Origin of the sequence: Pseudomonas sp. fls2-241-R2A-110 (assembly GCF_030209165.1) — a bacterium.
In the GTDB taxonomy this organism is placed as follows: domain Bacteria; phylum Pseudomonadota; class Gammaproteobacteria; order Pseudomonadales; family Pseudomonadaceae; genus Aquipseudomonas.
This window is the reverse complement of the sequence record NZ_JARVSN010000005.1, coordinates 141,854-154,892: the sequence shown is the minus strand read 5'-3', so window position 1 is coordinate 154,892 and position 13,039 is coordinate 141,854. Positions and strand designations below refer to the sequence as shown.

The following is a 13,039-nucleotide window of genomic DNA, read 5'->3' as shown; positions in this document are numbered from 1 at the left end:
TAGTAGCTGGTTATTACCCGACCTCCCGGATAAGGACTACCTTGAATACTCCTAAGCATTTCCCCAGAGGAGTTCTCCCCATGGCTGCCAAGAAAATCCTGATGCTGGTCGGCGATTACGTCGAAGACTACGAAGTGATGGTGCCTTTCCAGGCGCTGTTGATGGTCGGCCACACGGTGCACGCCGTTTGCCCGGACAAATCCGCCGGCCAGACCGTGCGCACGGCCATCCATGACTTCGAAGGCGACCAGACCTACAGCGAAAAACCCGGCCACCTGTTCGCCCTGAACTTCGATTTCGCCAAGGTCGCCGAAGCCGATTACGACGCGCTGCTGATCCCCGGCGGTCGGGCGCCGGAATACCTGCGCCTGAACGAAAAAGTCCTGGAGCTGGTTCGCGCATTCGACAAGGCCGGCAAACCGATCGCCGCCGTGTGCCACGGTGCGCAACTGCTGGCGGCGGCCGGTGTTCTAGAAGGTCGTGAATGCAGCGCCTATCCAGCCTGTGCTCCGGAAGTCCGCCTGGCCGGCGGCACGTTCATCGATATCCCGGTGACGGAAGGTCACGTTCAAGGCAATCTGGCCACTGCTCCTGCCTGGCCGGCACATCCGAGCTGGCTCGCTGGTTTCCTCGGGTTGCTGGGCACCAAAATCACGCTGTAACGAGGGACATTTGCATGTGCGAGCTCTACGTCAAAGCCGATCCGATTCTCTACGAATCGCGCTCCCGCTCGCTGCGCATCTGCGGGGTGGTCACCACCCTGCGCCTGGAAAATCAGTTCTGGGACATCCTCAGCGAAATCGCCGAGGTTGACGGCATGACCACCAACCAGTTGATCGCCAAGCTGTATGAAGAGGTGATGGACTACCGCGGCGAGGTGGTCAATTTTGCCTCGTTTTTGCGGGTGAGCTGCACTCGGTATCTGAGTCAGCGGCGGGTGCAGGCGCCGGAGTTGTCGGTGGTGCGCGCGGGCGTGAAGTAGGGCTGTTTACCCTGTCCTTACTGGCCTCATCGCGAGCAAGCTCGCTCCCACAGTAGAACGCGCTCACCTGTGGGAGCGAGCTTGCTCGCGATGCGGCCGGTACAGGCGACAGATGTAGCGGCGTGGTCTTTACTCTGAAGCGCAAAGCCTCTCAATCGCCAAGGAGAACGAGCATGTCCGGATGGTACGAAGTGAGCAAAAGCAGCAATGGTCAGTTCAGGTTTGTGCTGAAAGCGGCCAACGCCGAAACCATTCTGACCAGCGAGCTGTACACCACCCGCAGCGCCGCCGACAAAGGGATTGCCTCGGTTCAGGCCAACAGCCCACTGGATGCGCGCTACGAAAAGAAAGCCACCAAGGATGGCCATCCTTACTTCAATCTGCGGGCTTCCAACCACGAGATCATCGGCAGCAGCGAGGCTTACTCATCAGCCGCCGCGCTGGATAAAGGCATCGCCAGCGTCAAGGCCAACGGGCCGACCACCGTGATCAAGGACAAAACCTTGCCGGTACTCTGAATCCCCCGCTTGAGATCGTTCCCACGCTCTGCGTGGGAATGCAGCCCGTGACGCTCCGCGTCACTGGACGCGGAGCGTCCCCAGAGGCATTCCCACGCAGAGCGTGGGAACGATCTTCAGACCTCGACGGGAACCGTAAGCTTCGGGCTGCCGAGCGCATGGGTCTTCGAATCAAAAAAGCGCAACTCACTTCCGGTCCCCTCAAACACCTTCGCGTAATGGCGCTTCTGATGCTGGATGAACGCCTTGCTGCGCGGGTAAATCGAGATCGCAACGACCTTGGGTTTCGCTTGGCGCAGCGCATGGATGATATGACTGTCCTGCTCACCCAACGCATGACCAAACAGACACAACCCCTCACCATGGCCCAGTAACTGGTCGTAGCAAAACGACAAATAGTCCGAGCTGCGAATGGTCTTTAGCTTGTCCTGCGCAGGCCCTTCATTCACGAACAACGGCACATCGTCCAGGGTCTTGATCGTGTTGTTGATCGCAAAACTGCCGAGCAACGTGCCTTCGGTCGACATCAATTTGCGTGCCGTGCCGTCCTGATTGCGCACCAGGTGCAGGCCACCGTGCAGGTACAGCAAGCGGGTCTGGTCGGTGGCTTTGGCGCTCAAATCAAAACCCGGTTCGGCGCCCTGGAACAAATCAGTGATCGCCCCAGGCTGATGCTGGATCGCCCAGTAGTTGAGCAGGTCGTAGTTGGTGGTGAACACCGTCCGGTAGGTGCCCAGTTCCAGACTGATCGCCGCCAGCGTCGAAGGCACCACCAACCGCCACGGGATGTGCACCGCGTGAACGGTGTTGATCAGCGCTTCCTTGATCGCGTAGTAGCGATTGCGCGGTGCGGCGGAGCTGACGGCCAGCGCCTTATTGACCCGGCTGGTGGTTTTCAGCGCGCTCAGCACCTGTTCGAAACTGCGCGTCTGCAGGGCGTCGAACACGCTTAGCTCGGACTGACTCAGGGGTTTTTCTTCGACGGTGCGGGCGTTTTCGAACAGCGAGTCGTAGCCGAAGTCGTCCCACACCGCGCGGCTGGCGCCGTTGCCCACCAGCAAGCCGCTGATCGAGGCGGTGGTGCGCAAGGCGTTCCAGTCTTCAAGTTGGGCATCAACATCCTGGAAATCGGTCATTGCGGTCAAAGTCTCAAGGCAAAAGGTCAGATGGGCGGCGACTTTATCACGACCAACCCTTGAGCCAGATCAAGTTACTGCGTGAGCGATGGGCCGATCCTGTGGGCATCCGCTGGATCGGCGCCACCGATTCGGCCCAGCCTGGAGAGTCGCTCATGAGCAGTACGTTTTTCACCCCCGCCGTGAACATCATGGGCACTGGTTGCCTGGACGAAGCCATGGTCGCCATCGGCAAGTACGGCTTTCGCAAGGCCCTGATCGTCACTGACGCCGGGCTGGCCAAGGCCGGCGTGGCAAAAATGATTGCCGAAAAACTGGCGATTTTGGACATCGATTCGGTGATTTTCGATGGTGCCAAACCGAACCCGAGTATTGCCAACGTCGAACGCGGCCTGGGCCTGCTCAAGGAAAGTCGCTGCGACTTTGTGGTCTCGCTCGGTGGTGGTTCGCCGCATGACTGCGCCAAAGGCATCGCGTTGTGTGCGACCAATGGCGGGCAGATCCGTGATTACGAAGGCGTCGATCAATCTCAAAAGCCGCAACTGCCGTTGATTGCCATCAACACCACCGCCGGCACCGCCAGTGAAATGACCCGTTTTTGCATCATCACCGACGAGTCGCGTCACGTGAAAATGGCCATCGTCGACCGTAACGTCACGCCGCTGCTGTCGGTCAACGATCCGGCACTGATGGTCGCCATGCCCAAAGGCCTGACGGCCGCCACCGGTATGGACGCCTTGACCCACGCCATCGAAGCGTACGTCTCCACGGCTGCAAACCCGATCACCGATGCCTGCGCACTGAAAGCCATCACCTTGATCAGCTACAACCTGCGCCTGGCCGTCCGCGATGGCAGCGATATGAATGCGCGGGAAAACATGGCCTACGCGCAGTTCCTTGCCGGCATGGCGTTCAACAACGCCTCCTTGGGTTATGTCCACGCGATGGCTCACCAGTTGGGCGGGTTCTACGACTTGCCGCACGGTGTGTGCAACGCGGTGCTGTTGCCCCATGTACAAAGTTTCAACGCGCTGGTCTGCGCGCCGCGTCTGACCGACGTTGCTCACGCAATGGGGGCCGATGTCCGTGGTCTCAGCCCGGAAGAAGGCGCTCAAGCGGCCATCTCGGCCATCCGCAGCCTGGCCGGGGACGTGGACATTCCCGCCGGTTTGCGTGAACTTGGCGCCAAGCTCAACGACATCCCGATGCTCGCCACCAATGCACTAAAAGACGCCTGCGGCCTGACCAATCCTCGAGCGGCGGATCAGCGCCAGATCGAGGAGATTTTCCGCAGCGCGTTTTAACGGCGGCACGGTTCGGGCGTAAAGGACGCTATGCTGCGACCTCGCCCGAGCCGACATTGCCGAGTCCCTGATGCTGCAAAAAAGCCTGATCCGCCGCCTCGACCTGATCACTCTCCAGCTGTTCGTCGCCGTCCATGAGGAAGGCACGTTGACCCGTGCCGCGACGCGCGAAGCGATTGCGGTGTCGGCGGCCAGCAAGCGGCTGATGGAGTTGGAGGAAGCGTTCGGGATCAGTCTGTTCGTGCGCCAGGCCAAAGGCATGACCCTGACCGCGGCCGGTGAAACCCTGCTGCATCATGCCCGGCAGATGTTGTTCAACGTCGAGAAAATGGGCCTGGAACTGGGCGAGCACAGCCACGGTATTCGTGGTTATGTGCGGATGCTCGCCAACCTGTCGGCGATCATTCAGTTTCTGCCCGAAGACCTGCGCGATTTTTCCGCGCGTCATTCCCAGGTCAAGACCGACCTCGAAGAACGCCCCAGCAGCGGTGTGATTCAAGGGGTACTTGATGGCGTGGCTGATCTTGGGATCTGCTCCAGTGACAGCGACGTCAAGGGCCTGCACAGCGTCCTTTATCGCCAGGACAAATTGGTGGTGCTGATGCCGTCCGATCATCCGTTGGCCAGTCGTTCCAGCCTGGCCTTCACCGACACGCTGGACAGCGATTACGTCGGTCTGCACGCCGCCAGTTCGATCAACATGCGCACCCACGCCGCCGCACGCAAGGCAGGCAAGGTGCTGCGCCTGAGGATTCATGTGCCGGGGTTCGATGCGATGTGTCGCATGGTCCAGGCCAACATGGGTATCGGCATCCTGCCGCAAAAAGCCTATGAACTGTTTGGCCGGGCGCTGGGTTTGCATGCGGTGCCGCTGACGGATGACTGGTCGGATCGGGCGCTCATCCTGGTCGTGCGTGATGAAGCGGCGTTGTCGCCGGTGAGCCGGATGTTGTTTGAGCATTTGCGCGGGCCGGTCTGACGGTTCTCTGTTGACTGGGCCGGCCTCTTCGCGAGCAGGCTCGCTCCCACAGTGGATTTGTGACGTTCATAAATTCCTTGTGGGAGCGAGCCTGTTCGCGATGACTGACCTTAAGGTCGCGCAAATGTCAGAGCGTTCGCGTTTCGCGAACGAAGGTTGCCGATTGAGGGTTGGATTCATCGCCCGCGCGTCCTCTAGCCTTGGCTCATATTCCAAGAACAACATGAGGTACCCGCGATGACTGCCCCGTTAAGTGCAATCAAAGTGATCGAGATCGGCACGCTGATTGCCGCGCCGTTCGCCGCGCGCATGCTCGCCGAGTTCGGCGCCGAAGTGATCAAGATCGAAGCCATGGGCCAGGGCGACCCGCTGCGCAAATGGCGCAAGCTGCACGAAGGCACGTCGCTGTGGTGGTACCTGCAATCGCGAAACAAGAAGTCCCTGGCGCTGAACCTGAAATCCCCCGAAGGCATTGAACTGGTCAAGCAACTGGCGACCAGCGCCGACGTGTTGATCGAAAACCTGCGCCCCGGCGCCCTGGAGAAACTCGGTCTGGGCTGGGACGTGTTGCACGCCCTCAATCCCAACCTGACGCTGGTGCGCATCTCCGGTTACGGCCAGACCGGCCCGTACCGCGACCGCCCGGGGTTCGGCGCCATCGGCGAGGCCATGGGCGGGATTCGCTACACCACCGGCACTCCCGGTTCTCCACCGGCGCGGGTCGGCGTCAGCCTCGGCGATTCCCTGGCGTCGTTGCACGCGGTGATCGGTGCGTTGATGTCGTTGCTGCGGGTCAAGACCGGGCAGGGCGGTGGGCAAGTGGTCGATGTGTCCCTGGCCGAAAGCGTGTTCAACGTGATGGAAAGCCTGGTGCCGGAATACGACATGCTCGGCCACGTTCGTGAGCGCAGCGGCGGCGCCTTGCCAGGCATCGCGCCGTCCAATACTTACCTGACGGCCGATGGCGCCTACGTGGTGATCGCCGGTAACAGCGACCCGATTTACAAGCGCCTGATGGCAGTGGTCGGTCGCCGTGATCTGGCCGACGCACCGGAATTCGCCCATAACGACGGTCGTGCATTGAAAAGCAATGTGCTCGATGCGGCGATCACGCACTGGACCAGCAGCCTGCCGATTGATGAGGTGTTGGCGGCGCTGGAAGCCGCCGAAGTGCCGGCCGGACGCATCTACTCGGTGGCCGATATTGTTGCCGATCCGCACTATCAGGCGCGGGACATGCTGCTCAGCGCCGATTTGCCCGGCGGCGCCACGGTGAAAATGCCTGGCATCGTGCCGAAAATGTCTGAAACCCCAGGCGGCGTGAACTGGTCCGGGCCAAGTCTGGGCCAACACACCGACGGTATTCTCGCGGAATTAGGCCTGACGGCATCCGACATCGAACGCCTGAAAACTGCAGGGGTGGTGCAATGATCACTGATTTTTCCCAGACCCTGATCGTTCAGGAAGTCTCCCCCCGCGACGGCTTGCAGATCGAGCCGACCTGGGTCGAAACCGTCGACAAGATTGCCTTGATCGATCACCTGTCACAGGCAGGTTTCACTCGCATCGAAGCCGGTTCGTTCGTTTCGCCCAAAGCCATTCCAGCGTTGCGCGATGGCGAGCTGGTGTTCAAGGGCATTGCCCGGCAACCGGGCGTGATCTACGTGGCGTTGATCCCCAACCTCAAGGGCGCACAACGGGCGCTGGCGTGTAGCGCCGATGAGCTGAACCTGGTGATGTCCGCCAGCCAGACGCACAACCTGGCCAATATGCGCATGCGTTGCGAAGACTCGCTGGCCGCGTTCGGCGAAATCGTGAACTACGTGGGCGGCACGCAAGTGCGGCTCAACGGCAGCATCGCCACCACTTTCGGTTGCCCGTTCGAAGGCAAGATCGACGAGGATCGCGTCTTGCAAATCGTCGAGGCCTATCAGGAACTCGGGATTCAGGGCATCACCCTGGCCGACACCACCGGCATGGCCAATCCGCGCCAGGTTGATCGTCTGGTGCGGCGGGTGTTGCAGCGGGTTTCACCGGCGGATCTGACCCTGCATTTCCACAACACTCGCGGGCTTGGGTTGTGCAACGTGCTGGCGGCCTACGAGGCTGGCGCGCGGCGCTTCGATGCGGCCCTTGGTGGACTCGGCGGTTGTCCGTTCGCGCCGGGTGCCTCGGGCAATATCTGCACTGAAGATCTGGTCAACCTGTGCGATGAAATCGGCATTCACACCGGCATCGACTTGCCGCTGTTGCTGAAACTGTCCCGAGGGTTGCCGGCGTTGCTGGGCCATGAAGTGCCCGGTCAGCTGGCCAAGGCCGGACGCAATTGCGATTTGCATCCAACGCCATCCTGATCACACCGCATCCCTTGTGGGAGTGAGCCTGCTCGCGATGACTGATTCACATCCGAAATGATGTCGACTGACCCACCGTTATCGCGAGCAGGCTCACTCCCACAGTAAAAGCATCCATATCGTTCCATTCAACCAGACAACAAAAACAATCGGACACCCACGGGAAGTCCGCCTGGAGATCCATCATGAGCCTCAATGTACTGGAGGCGGGCGCGAGCCCGTCCGTTAGCCACGACGAAGAAAAAGCCTTGGTCAGCAAAGTCGCCTGGCGCCTGATGCCGCTGATCATGGTCTGCTACCTGTTCGCTTTTTTCGACCGCATCAACATCAGCTTCGCCAAGTTCCAGTTGCAAACCGACCTGAGCCTGAGCGACACCGCCTATGGCCTCGGCGCCGGGCTGTTCGTGGTCGGTTACGTGATCTTCGAAGTGCCGAGCAACATGATGCTGTACAAGGTCGGCGCCCGGCGCTGGATCGCCCGGATCATGATGTCCTGGGGCCTCGCGACGGCGGCCATGGTCTTCGTCAACAGCGAATGGCAGTTCTACGCCTTGCGCTTCGTTATCGGCGCTATGGAAGCCGGTTTCGCCCCCGGCGTCCTGTATTACCTGACGCTGTGGTTCCCGCAGCACTATCGTGGACGCATCACCTCGATGCTGTTTCTGTCGTCGGCATTTGCCGGACTGGTCGGCGCACCGTTCTCAGGGCTGGTGCTGCAGCACCTCGACGGCTTCCTCGACATGCGCGGCTGGCATTGGCTGTTTCTGCTCGGTGGCGTGCCGTGCATCGGCCTCGGCCTGTTGGTGCTGACCTTGCTCAAGGATCGCATCGAAGACGCCCATTGGCTGACGCCGTCGGAGAAGACGTTGCTGACCAGCCGCATCGCACACCATGAACCGCACAAGAGCGGCGGTTCGTTGCTCGCCGCACTGCGGATTCCCGGGTTCCTGACGCTGGGGCTGATCTACTTTCTGATTCAGGTGGCGTCCTACGGCTTGAATTTCTGGGCACCGCAACTGATCCGCAGCGCTGGCACCGAGAGCCCGGTGATGATCGGCTTGCTGACGGCCATCCCCTACATTTGTGGTGCCATCAGCATGGTGGTGATCGGGCGGTTGTCCGACTCGACCGGTGAACGCCGCAAATTTGTCGCCGGGCTGGTCGCGGTGGGGGCGGTCGGGTTCTTCTGTGCGGGGATCTTCGCCAACCACACGACTTTCCTGATTGTCGCGCTGGGCTTGCTCGGTGCAGGGATCATCGCATCCATCCCAAGCTTCTGGACTCTGCCACCCAAACTGCTGGCCGGTGCGGGTGCCGGGGCCGCTGGCGGGATTGCGGTGATCAACACACTCGGGCAGTTCGGCGGCATCGTCAGCCCGGTCATGGTCGGGCGGATAAAGGACCTGACGGGCAGCACCACGCCGGCGTTGTACGTCATTGGTGTCTGCGCATTGATCGCGGTTGCGTTGCTGTTGTGGGGGTTGCCGCAGAAGCTGCGCACGCTCGACAAGTTCTGAAACCAGCGGTGCTGTTCAGGCCGCCATCGCGAGCAGGCTCGCTCCCACACTCGATCTGCGCCACGCCGCCGATCAACTGTGGGAGCGAGCCTGCTCGCGATGGCGGCGTGACAGTCAACCTCAACCTGGCGTCACCAAACCCTTAGCCGGCACAGCACTGAACTGAATCAACGCCACTCCTGCCATCAGCAACAAGGCCCCGAACGCCCGCGACATGGTCATCTGCCGCTCCACCAACCCAAACAGCCCATAGTGATCCAGCGCCAGAGACGCCACCACTTGCCCCGCCAGCGCCAAGGCTAAAAAACCTGACGCTCCGAGCTTGGGCAGCAACACCAGCGCCAACGAAATAAAACACACCCCAAACGCCCCACCGGCCCACATCCACAGTGGCGCCTTGCTAACAAACTGCAGAGGCGGCAACGGCAAACGCAGGGCCAACAGGATCGGCAACAACACAACAATACTCACCAGCAACGACGCAAGCGTCGCCCACAACGGATGGCCCAGTCCTCGCCCCAGATTGGCATTGATCGCGCTCTGAAACGGCACCACCGCCCCGGCAACCACGGCCAGCAGCAACAGGCCGGCCCAATGCAATGTACTCATGATCATTCTCCAACAGGTTTTGCTGGACTCTAGAGTATTCGTCGAGCAGATTTAAATTCCATATTGCTATGCAGAACATGCACCAGATGAATGATCTTCGGCGTATCGACCTCAATTTGCTGGTGATCCTCGACGCCTTGCTCAGCGAACAACACGTCACCCGTGCGGCGCAGCGTTTGCACTTGAGTCAGCCGGCGGTCAGCCATGCCTTGGCGCGACTGCGCGATTTGCTCGGCGATCCGTTATTGGTGCGCGCAGGCGCCACGCTCGTACCCACTGCACGTGCCCAGGAATTGATCGCGCCCTTGGCCGAAGCCCTGGCCCAGGTGCAATCGCTGCTGGCGCCCAACGCCTTCGACCCGACCACCGCCAAGCGCACGTTTCGCCTGGCGATGTCCGACTATGGCGCCGCCATTGTCCTCCCGGGTTTGATTCGTACCTTGCGCCGGGAAGCACCGGGCATCGACCTGCAAATCAGCCACGCCAGCCGCGAAGGCATGCTCGACGGCATCCTTAACGGCGACATCGACGTTGCGGCCGGAGTTTTTCCTGAGCTACCGAATGAAATACGCTGCACGCCGTTGTTCGAAGAGCACTACGCCTGCCTGGTCGACCGAAACAGCTTGCCCGTCGAGGGCATCCTCGACCTGCCGACTTACCTGGCCCGCCCGCATGTCCTGCTGGAAATGCGCGGCAGCGGCACCCCGGAAATCGAACGGGCCCTGACCACATTGCGCGAACGCCGTCGCGTCGCGATCAGCCTGCCACACTGGAGTGTCGCGCCGCAGTTCATCAGCGGCACGGACCTGATCCTGACCGTGGCCTCGCGTGGCTTGCGCGATATCGATGAACAGGTATTGGCTGTTGTTGCGCCGCCATTTCATATTCCGTCATTCACGTTTGTATTGGCTTGGCACAAGCGGCGGGGTGGGGATCAGGCGTTGAATTGGTTGAACGGGCGGATTGAACAGGGCGTGTCGACCGGGAACGACTTGTAGGCGCTGCCGAAGGCTGCGATCTTTTGATCTTGTCTTTGAACTGCCCGGATAATCGATCCTCATGCTCACCGGCCTCAACCACCTGACCCTCGCCGTCACCGACCTGAACCGCAGCGTGGCGTTCTATCAACATCTGCTACAAATCCGCCTAGAAGCCACGTGGGACAATGGCGCCTACCTCTCGCTGCCCGGCCTGTGGCTGTGCCTTTCCCTCGATCCTTTGCGTCAATCCGAACCCGCCGCCGACTACACCCACTACGCGTTCAATATTGATGCCGCTGATTTCCCGGTGTTCGTCGAACGTCTGCGATCCGCTCATGTGCAGGAATGGCGTGACAACCGTAGCGAGGGCGCCTCCTTCTATTTCCTCGATCCGGACGGCCATAAGCTTGAAGCCCATGTCGGCGACCTGGCGTCACGGCTGGCCGCCTGCCGTGAGCGGCCTTACGCGGGAATGAAGTTCTTCGACGATCAGTCAGCCGATATTTCAGTGACCTGATATAGACTTGCGCCCATTCACCAAATAGTTCAAAAGGATTTCCGATGACCCCATCGCTGCTCATGGCCGTTCTTGCCTCGGGCTTTATCTACGGCATAACGCCGGGACCGGGTGTGTTGGCGGTGTTTGGGATCGGTGCCGCGCATGGCAGGCGAGCGGGGGCGGGTTTTTTGTGCGGGCATTTATTGGGGGACGTGGTCTGGTGCAGCACCGCGCTGATAGCGATTGTGGGGGCGCGAGAAATCGGCAGCACCGCGTTCGATGTGCTGGGGCTGCTCAGTGGTCTGTACCTGTTCTGGCTCGGCTTGCGCGCCGTACGGGCCAAGCGCAGCCATAGCGAGGCCCCTCAAGGCCCGGCTCGCCAGCCTTTTTGGCACGGTATCCTGTTCGGGCTGACCAATCCCAAGGCTTATCCCGTGGCGGTGGCGACCTTTACCGCGCTGTTGTCCAGCCGTGCGGAGTTGCTGCATTGGTCAATGTTGCCCTGGTTGATCGTTCTGAGCTTCGTCGGTGGCCTGATGGCCTACGCTATCCTCATTGGCATCGTCGGTGCGCGACAGGTTCGCACCTTGTATCAACGCCATGAATTGGCTATCACTCGGTTGTGCGGGGTGATGTTTATCGGTTTTGCCATCAATGCCCTCGCTCATGCGCTGCCGGGATTGGTGTCGAACAAGGCTTGAGACTGGCTGCCCGGATGCGCCGGTTTTACTGATTAGTCAGGGATGGTTCTTTTTTGCTGCATTGTCAGGACTCGCACATCGCACCATGGCAACCAGAAATTCCGCGCCGTTGGCGAGCTACATCGATCTCTTGCTGGATGCCGTCTGTGCGGTGGATAAACAAGGTCGCTTCGTATTTGTCAGCGCGGCCTGCGAGCGTATTTTTGGCTACACCCCAGACGAGCTGATCGGCCAGCAGATGATTGACATGGTGCATCCCGCCGATCGGCAGCGCACCCTCGACGCTGCGCGCGAAATCATGGGCGGCGAGCCCAAGCTCAACTTCGAAAACCGCTACCTGCGCAAAGACGGTGGTGTGGTGCATATCCTGTGGTCGGCGCGCTGGTCTGAAGTCGACCAGTTGCGCATCGCCGTGGCTCGGGACATCACCGAGCGCAAGCAGGCCGAGTCCCGGCAAGCGGCGTTGTACGCGATCTCCGAAGCGGCCCACGCAGCGGAAGATTTGCTGGCGCTGTTCAAACGGGTCCACTTGATCATCGGCGAATGGCTGCCTGCTTTGAATTTCTCCGTCGCGTTGTATGACGAACATTGCGCGCAGCTCAATTTCCCCTATCACGTCGACGACCATGAACTGCAACCCGAACAACCCGGGACCATGACCGGGCGTTTGTGCGATGAAGTGATTCGCAGTGGCCAGCCGATTCTGCTGACCCCGGACCAGGACAGTCCGCTTGAAGGATTTGAATGGCTGGTCGCAGGCAAGGAATCGCCGTGCTGGCTGGGTGTGCCGTTGAACTCGCAAAACGGCACCATCGGCGCGCTGATCGTCAAAAGCATACCGGGCGGCGAGCGCTACACCGAGCAAGACAAGGAACTGCTGCAATTCGTTTGCGCCCAAGTCGCGACCGCGATTGAGCGCAAACAATTGCACGCCCGACTGCAGCGCATGGCGCAGTACGACCCATTGACGCAACTGCCCAACCGGGAGTTGCTGCGCGAGCGACTCAAAGCCTCGCTGATGCTGGCCCGGGCCGATTGCGGGCGGATGGCGTTGCTGTATGTCGACCTCGACCGTTTCAAGGAAGTCAACGACACCCACGGCCATGCGGTCGGCGACATGCTGTTGCAAGCAGTCGCCAACCGGCTCAAGGGCTGCGTGCGGGAAACCGACACGGTGGCGCGCATCGGTGGGGATGAGTTTGTGGTGTTGTTGCACAGCATCCATGCGTCCGAAGATGCCGACAACGTGGCAGGAAAAATCCGTCAGGTATTGGCTCAGCCACTGCGCCTGGACGGGCACAACGTCAACATCCAGCCGAGCATCGGCGTTGCGCATTACCCCGAACATGGCACCGAGGAGAAGCAGCTGTTCCGGCATGCCGATGAGGCCATGTACACGGCCAAGCGCCAGCACCACCAGCGTCTCGGCGTCTGAAAAATCCCCCGCCATTCGTCGCGCG

14 protein-coding genes are annotated in these 13,039 nt (G+C 60.7%); 12 read left to right on the top strand and 2 right to left on the bottom strand.

Annotation, left to right across the window (positions count from 1 at the left end; genetic code table 11):
- Window positions 1–80: 80 nt before the first annotated feature.
- From QRN31_RS03185 to QRN31_RS03175, 3 genes are all read left to right on the top strand, one after another.
- Window positions 81–662, top strand: coding sequence for a DJ-1/PfpI family protein (locus QRN31_RS03185; RefSeq protein WP_208671650.1), 582 nt, complete (start codon window positions 81–83; stop codon window positions 660–662).
- A 14-nt stretch (window positions 663–676) separates the two neighbouring features.
- On the top strand, window positions 677–982 hold the full coding sequence (locus QRN31_RS03180) for a ribbon-helix-helix domain-containing protein (protein ID WP_285430148.1): 306 nt from the start codon (window positions 677–679) through the stop codon (window positions 980–982).
- Between the two features lie 173 nt (window positions 983–1,155).
- Window positions 1,156–1,500, top strand: coding sequence for a YegP family protein (locus QRN31_RS03175; RefSeq protein ID WP_285430147.1), 345 nt, complete (start codon window positions 1,156–1,158; stop codon window positions 1,498–1,500).
- 116 nt (window positions 1,501–1,616) lie between these two features.
- Here QRN31_RS03175 and QRN31_RS03170 read toward each other — a convergent pair whose 3' ends face one another.
- Complete coding sequence (locus QRN31_RS03170; protein ID WP_285430146.1) at window positions 1,617–2,636, bottom strand: DUF4917 family protein; 1,020 nt, start codon at window positions 2,634–2,636, stop codon at window positions 1,617–1,619.
- Window positions 2,637–2,791: 155 nt separating this feature from the next.
- Here QRN31_RS03170 and yiaY point away from each other — a divergent pair, with 155 nt between their 5' ends.
- From yiaY to QRN31_RS03145, 5 genes are all read left to right on the top strand, one after another.
- Window positions 2,792–3,940: an L-threonine dehydrogenase gene (gene yiaY / locus QRN31_RS03165; protein ID WP_285430144.1), complete on the top strand. Its 1,149-nt coding sequence runs from the start codon at window positions 2,792–2,794 to the stop codon at window positions 3,938–3,940.
- Between the two features lie 70 nt (window positions 3,941–4,010).
- Window positions 4,011–4,919 carry a LysR family transcriptional regulator gene (locus QRN31_RS03160; protein WP_285430142.1) on the top strand — a complete coding sequence of 303 codons (909 nt, stop codon included), beginning with the start codon at window positions 4,011–4,013 and terminating at the stop codon, window positions 4,917–4,919.
- 237 nt (window positions 4,920–5,156) lie between these two features.
- The gene (locus QRN31_RS03155; RefSeq protein ID WP_285430140.1) at window positions 5,157–6,350 is read left to right on the top strand and encodes a CaiB/BaiF CoA transferase family protein; all 1,194 of its coding nucleotides are present in this window, start codon (window positions 5,157–5,159) and stop codon (window positions 6,348–6,350) included.
- Window positions 6,347–7,273, top strand: a complete 927-nt coding sequence (locus QRN31_RS03150; RefSeq protein ID WP_285430139.1) for a hydroxymethylglutaryl-CoA lyase — start codon at window positions 6,347–6,349, stop codon at window positions 7,271–7,273. The genes QRN31_RS03155 and QRN31_RS03150 overlap by 4 nt, the downstream gene beginning before the upstream one ends.
- Before the next feature lie 185 nt (window positions 7,274–7,458).
- Window positions 7,459–8,790, top strand: a complete 1,332-nt coding sequence (locus tag QRN31_RS03145) for an MFS transporter (RefSeq protein ID WP_285430138.1) — start codon at window positions 7,459–7,461, stop codon at window positions 8,788–8,790.
- Between the two features lie 120 nt (window positions 8,791–8,910).
- On the opposite strand, the gene QRN31_RS03140 is transcribed toward QRN31_RS03145, so the two are convergent.
- On the bottom strand, window positions 8,911–9,399 hold the full coding sequence (locus tag QRN31_RS03140) for a DMT family transporter (RefSeq protein ID WP_285430137.1): 489 nt from the start codon (window positions 9,397–9,399) through the stop codon (window positions 8,911–8,913).
- A 77-nt stretch (window positions 9,400–9,476) separates the two neighbouring features.
- On the opposite strand from QRN31_RS03140, the gene QRN31_RS03135 reads away from it, so the two are divergent.
- The 4 genes from QRN31_RS03135 to QRN31_RS03120 all read left to right on the top strand — a co-directional run bounded on the left by QRN31_RS03135 (window position 9,477) and on the right by QRN31_RS03120 (window position 13,014).
- Entirely contained in the window at window positions 9,477–10,397 is a 921-nt protein-coding gene (locus tag QRN31_RS03135; RefSeq protein ID WP_285430136.1) for a LysR substrate-binding domain-containing protein, read from the top strand.
- Window positions 10,398–10,458: 61 nt separating this feature from the next.
- Window positions 10,459–10,896 (top strand): fosfomycin resistance glutathione transferase, encoded by a 438-nt coding sequence (gene fos, locus QRN31_RS03130; RefSeq protein WP_285430135.1) that lies wholly within the window; start codon window positions 10,459–10,461, stop codon window positions 10,894–10,896.
- Window positions 10,897–10,940: 44 nt separating this feature from the next.
- Complete coding sequence (locus tag QRN31_RS03125) at window positions 10,941–11,579, top strand: LysE family translocator (protein WP_285430133.1); 639 nt, start codon at window positions 10,941–10,943, stop codon at window positions 11,577–11,579.
- Between the two features lie 85 nt (window positions 11,580–11,664).
- The gene (locus tag QRN31_RS03120) at window positions 11,665–13,014 is read left to right on the top strand and encodes a sensor domain-containing protein (RefSeq protein ID WP_285430131.1); all 1,350 of its coding nucleotides are present in this window, start codon (window positions 11,665–11,667) and stop codon (window positions 13,012–13,014) included.
- The last annotated feature ends 25 nt before the right edge of the window (window positions 13,015–13,039 follow it).

Bases quoted from the DNA above. Each gene is read 5' to 3' on its own strand.
- QRN31_RS03185 (WP_208671650.1), top strand. From the start codon at position 81: ATGGCTGCCAAGAAAATCCTGATGCTGGTCGGCGATTACGTCGAAGAC.
- QRN31_RS03180 (WP_285430148.1), top strand. From the start codon at position 677: ATGTGCGAGCTCTACGTCAAAGCCGATCCGATTCTCTACGAATCGCGC.
- QRN31_RS03175 (WP_285430147.1), top strand. From the start codon at position 1,156: ATGTCCGGATGGTACGAAGTGAGCAAAAGCAGCAATGGTCAGTTCAGG.
- QRN31_RS03170 (WP_285430146.1), bottom strand. From the start codon at position 2,636: ATGACCGATTTCCAGGATGTTGATGCCCAACTTGAAGACTGGAACGCC.
- yiaY (WP_285430144.1), top strand. From the start codon at position 2,792: ATGAGCAGTACGTTTTTCACCCCCGCCGTGAACATCATGGGCACTGGT.
- QRN31_RS03160 (WP_285430142.1), top strand. From the start codon at position 4,011: ATGCTGCAAAAAAGCCTGATCCGCCGCCTCGACCTGATCACTCTCCAG.
- QRN31_RS03155 (WP_285430140.1), top strand. From the start codon at position 5,157: ATGACTGCCCCGTTAAGTGCAATCAAAGTGATCGAGATCGGCACGCTG.
- QRN31_RS03150 (WP_285430139.1), top strand. From the start codon at position 6,347: ATGATCACTGATTTTTCCCAGACCCTGATCGTTCAGGAAGTCTCCCCC.
- QRN31_RS03145 (WP_285430138.1), top strand. From the start codon at position 7,459: ATGAGCCTCAATGTACTGGAGGCGGGCGCGAGCCCGTCCGTTAGCCAC.
- QRN31_RS03140 (WP_285430137.1), bottom strand. From the start codon at position 9,399: ATGAGTACATTGCATTGGGCCGGCCTGTTGCTGCTGGCCGTGGTTGCC.
- QRN31_RS03135 (WP_285430136.1), top strand. From the start codon at position 9,477: ATGCACCAGATGAATGATCTTCGGCGTATCGACCTCAATTTGCTGGTG.
- fos (WP_285430135.1), top strand. From the start codon at position 10,459: ATGCTCACCGGCCTCAACCACCTGACCCTCGCCGTCACCGACCTGAAC.
- QRN31_RS03125 (WP_285430133.1), top strand. From the start codon at position 10,941: ATGACCCCATCGCTGCTCATGGCCGTTCTTGCCTCGGGCTTTATCTAC.
- QRN31_RS03120 (WP_285430131.1), top strand. From the start codon at position 11,665: ATGGCAACCAGAAATTCCGCGCCGTTGGCGAGCTACATCGATCTCTTG.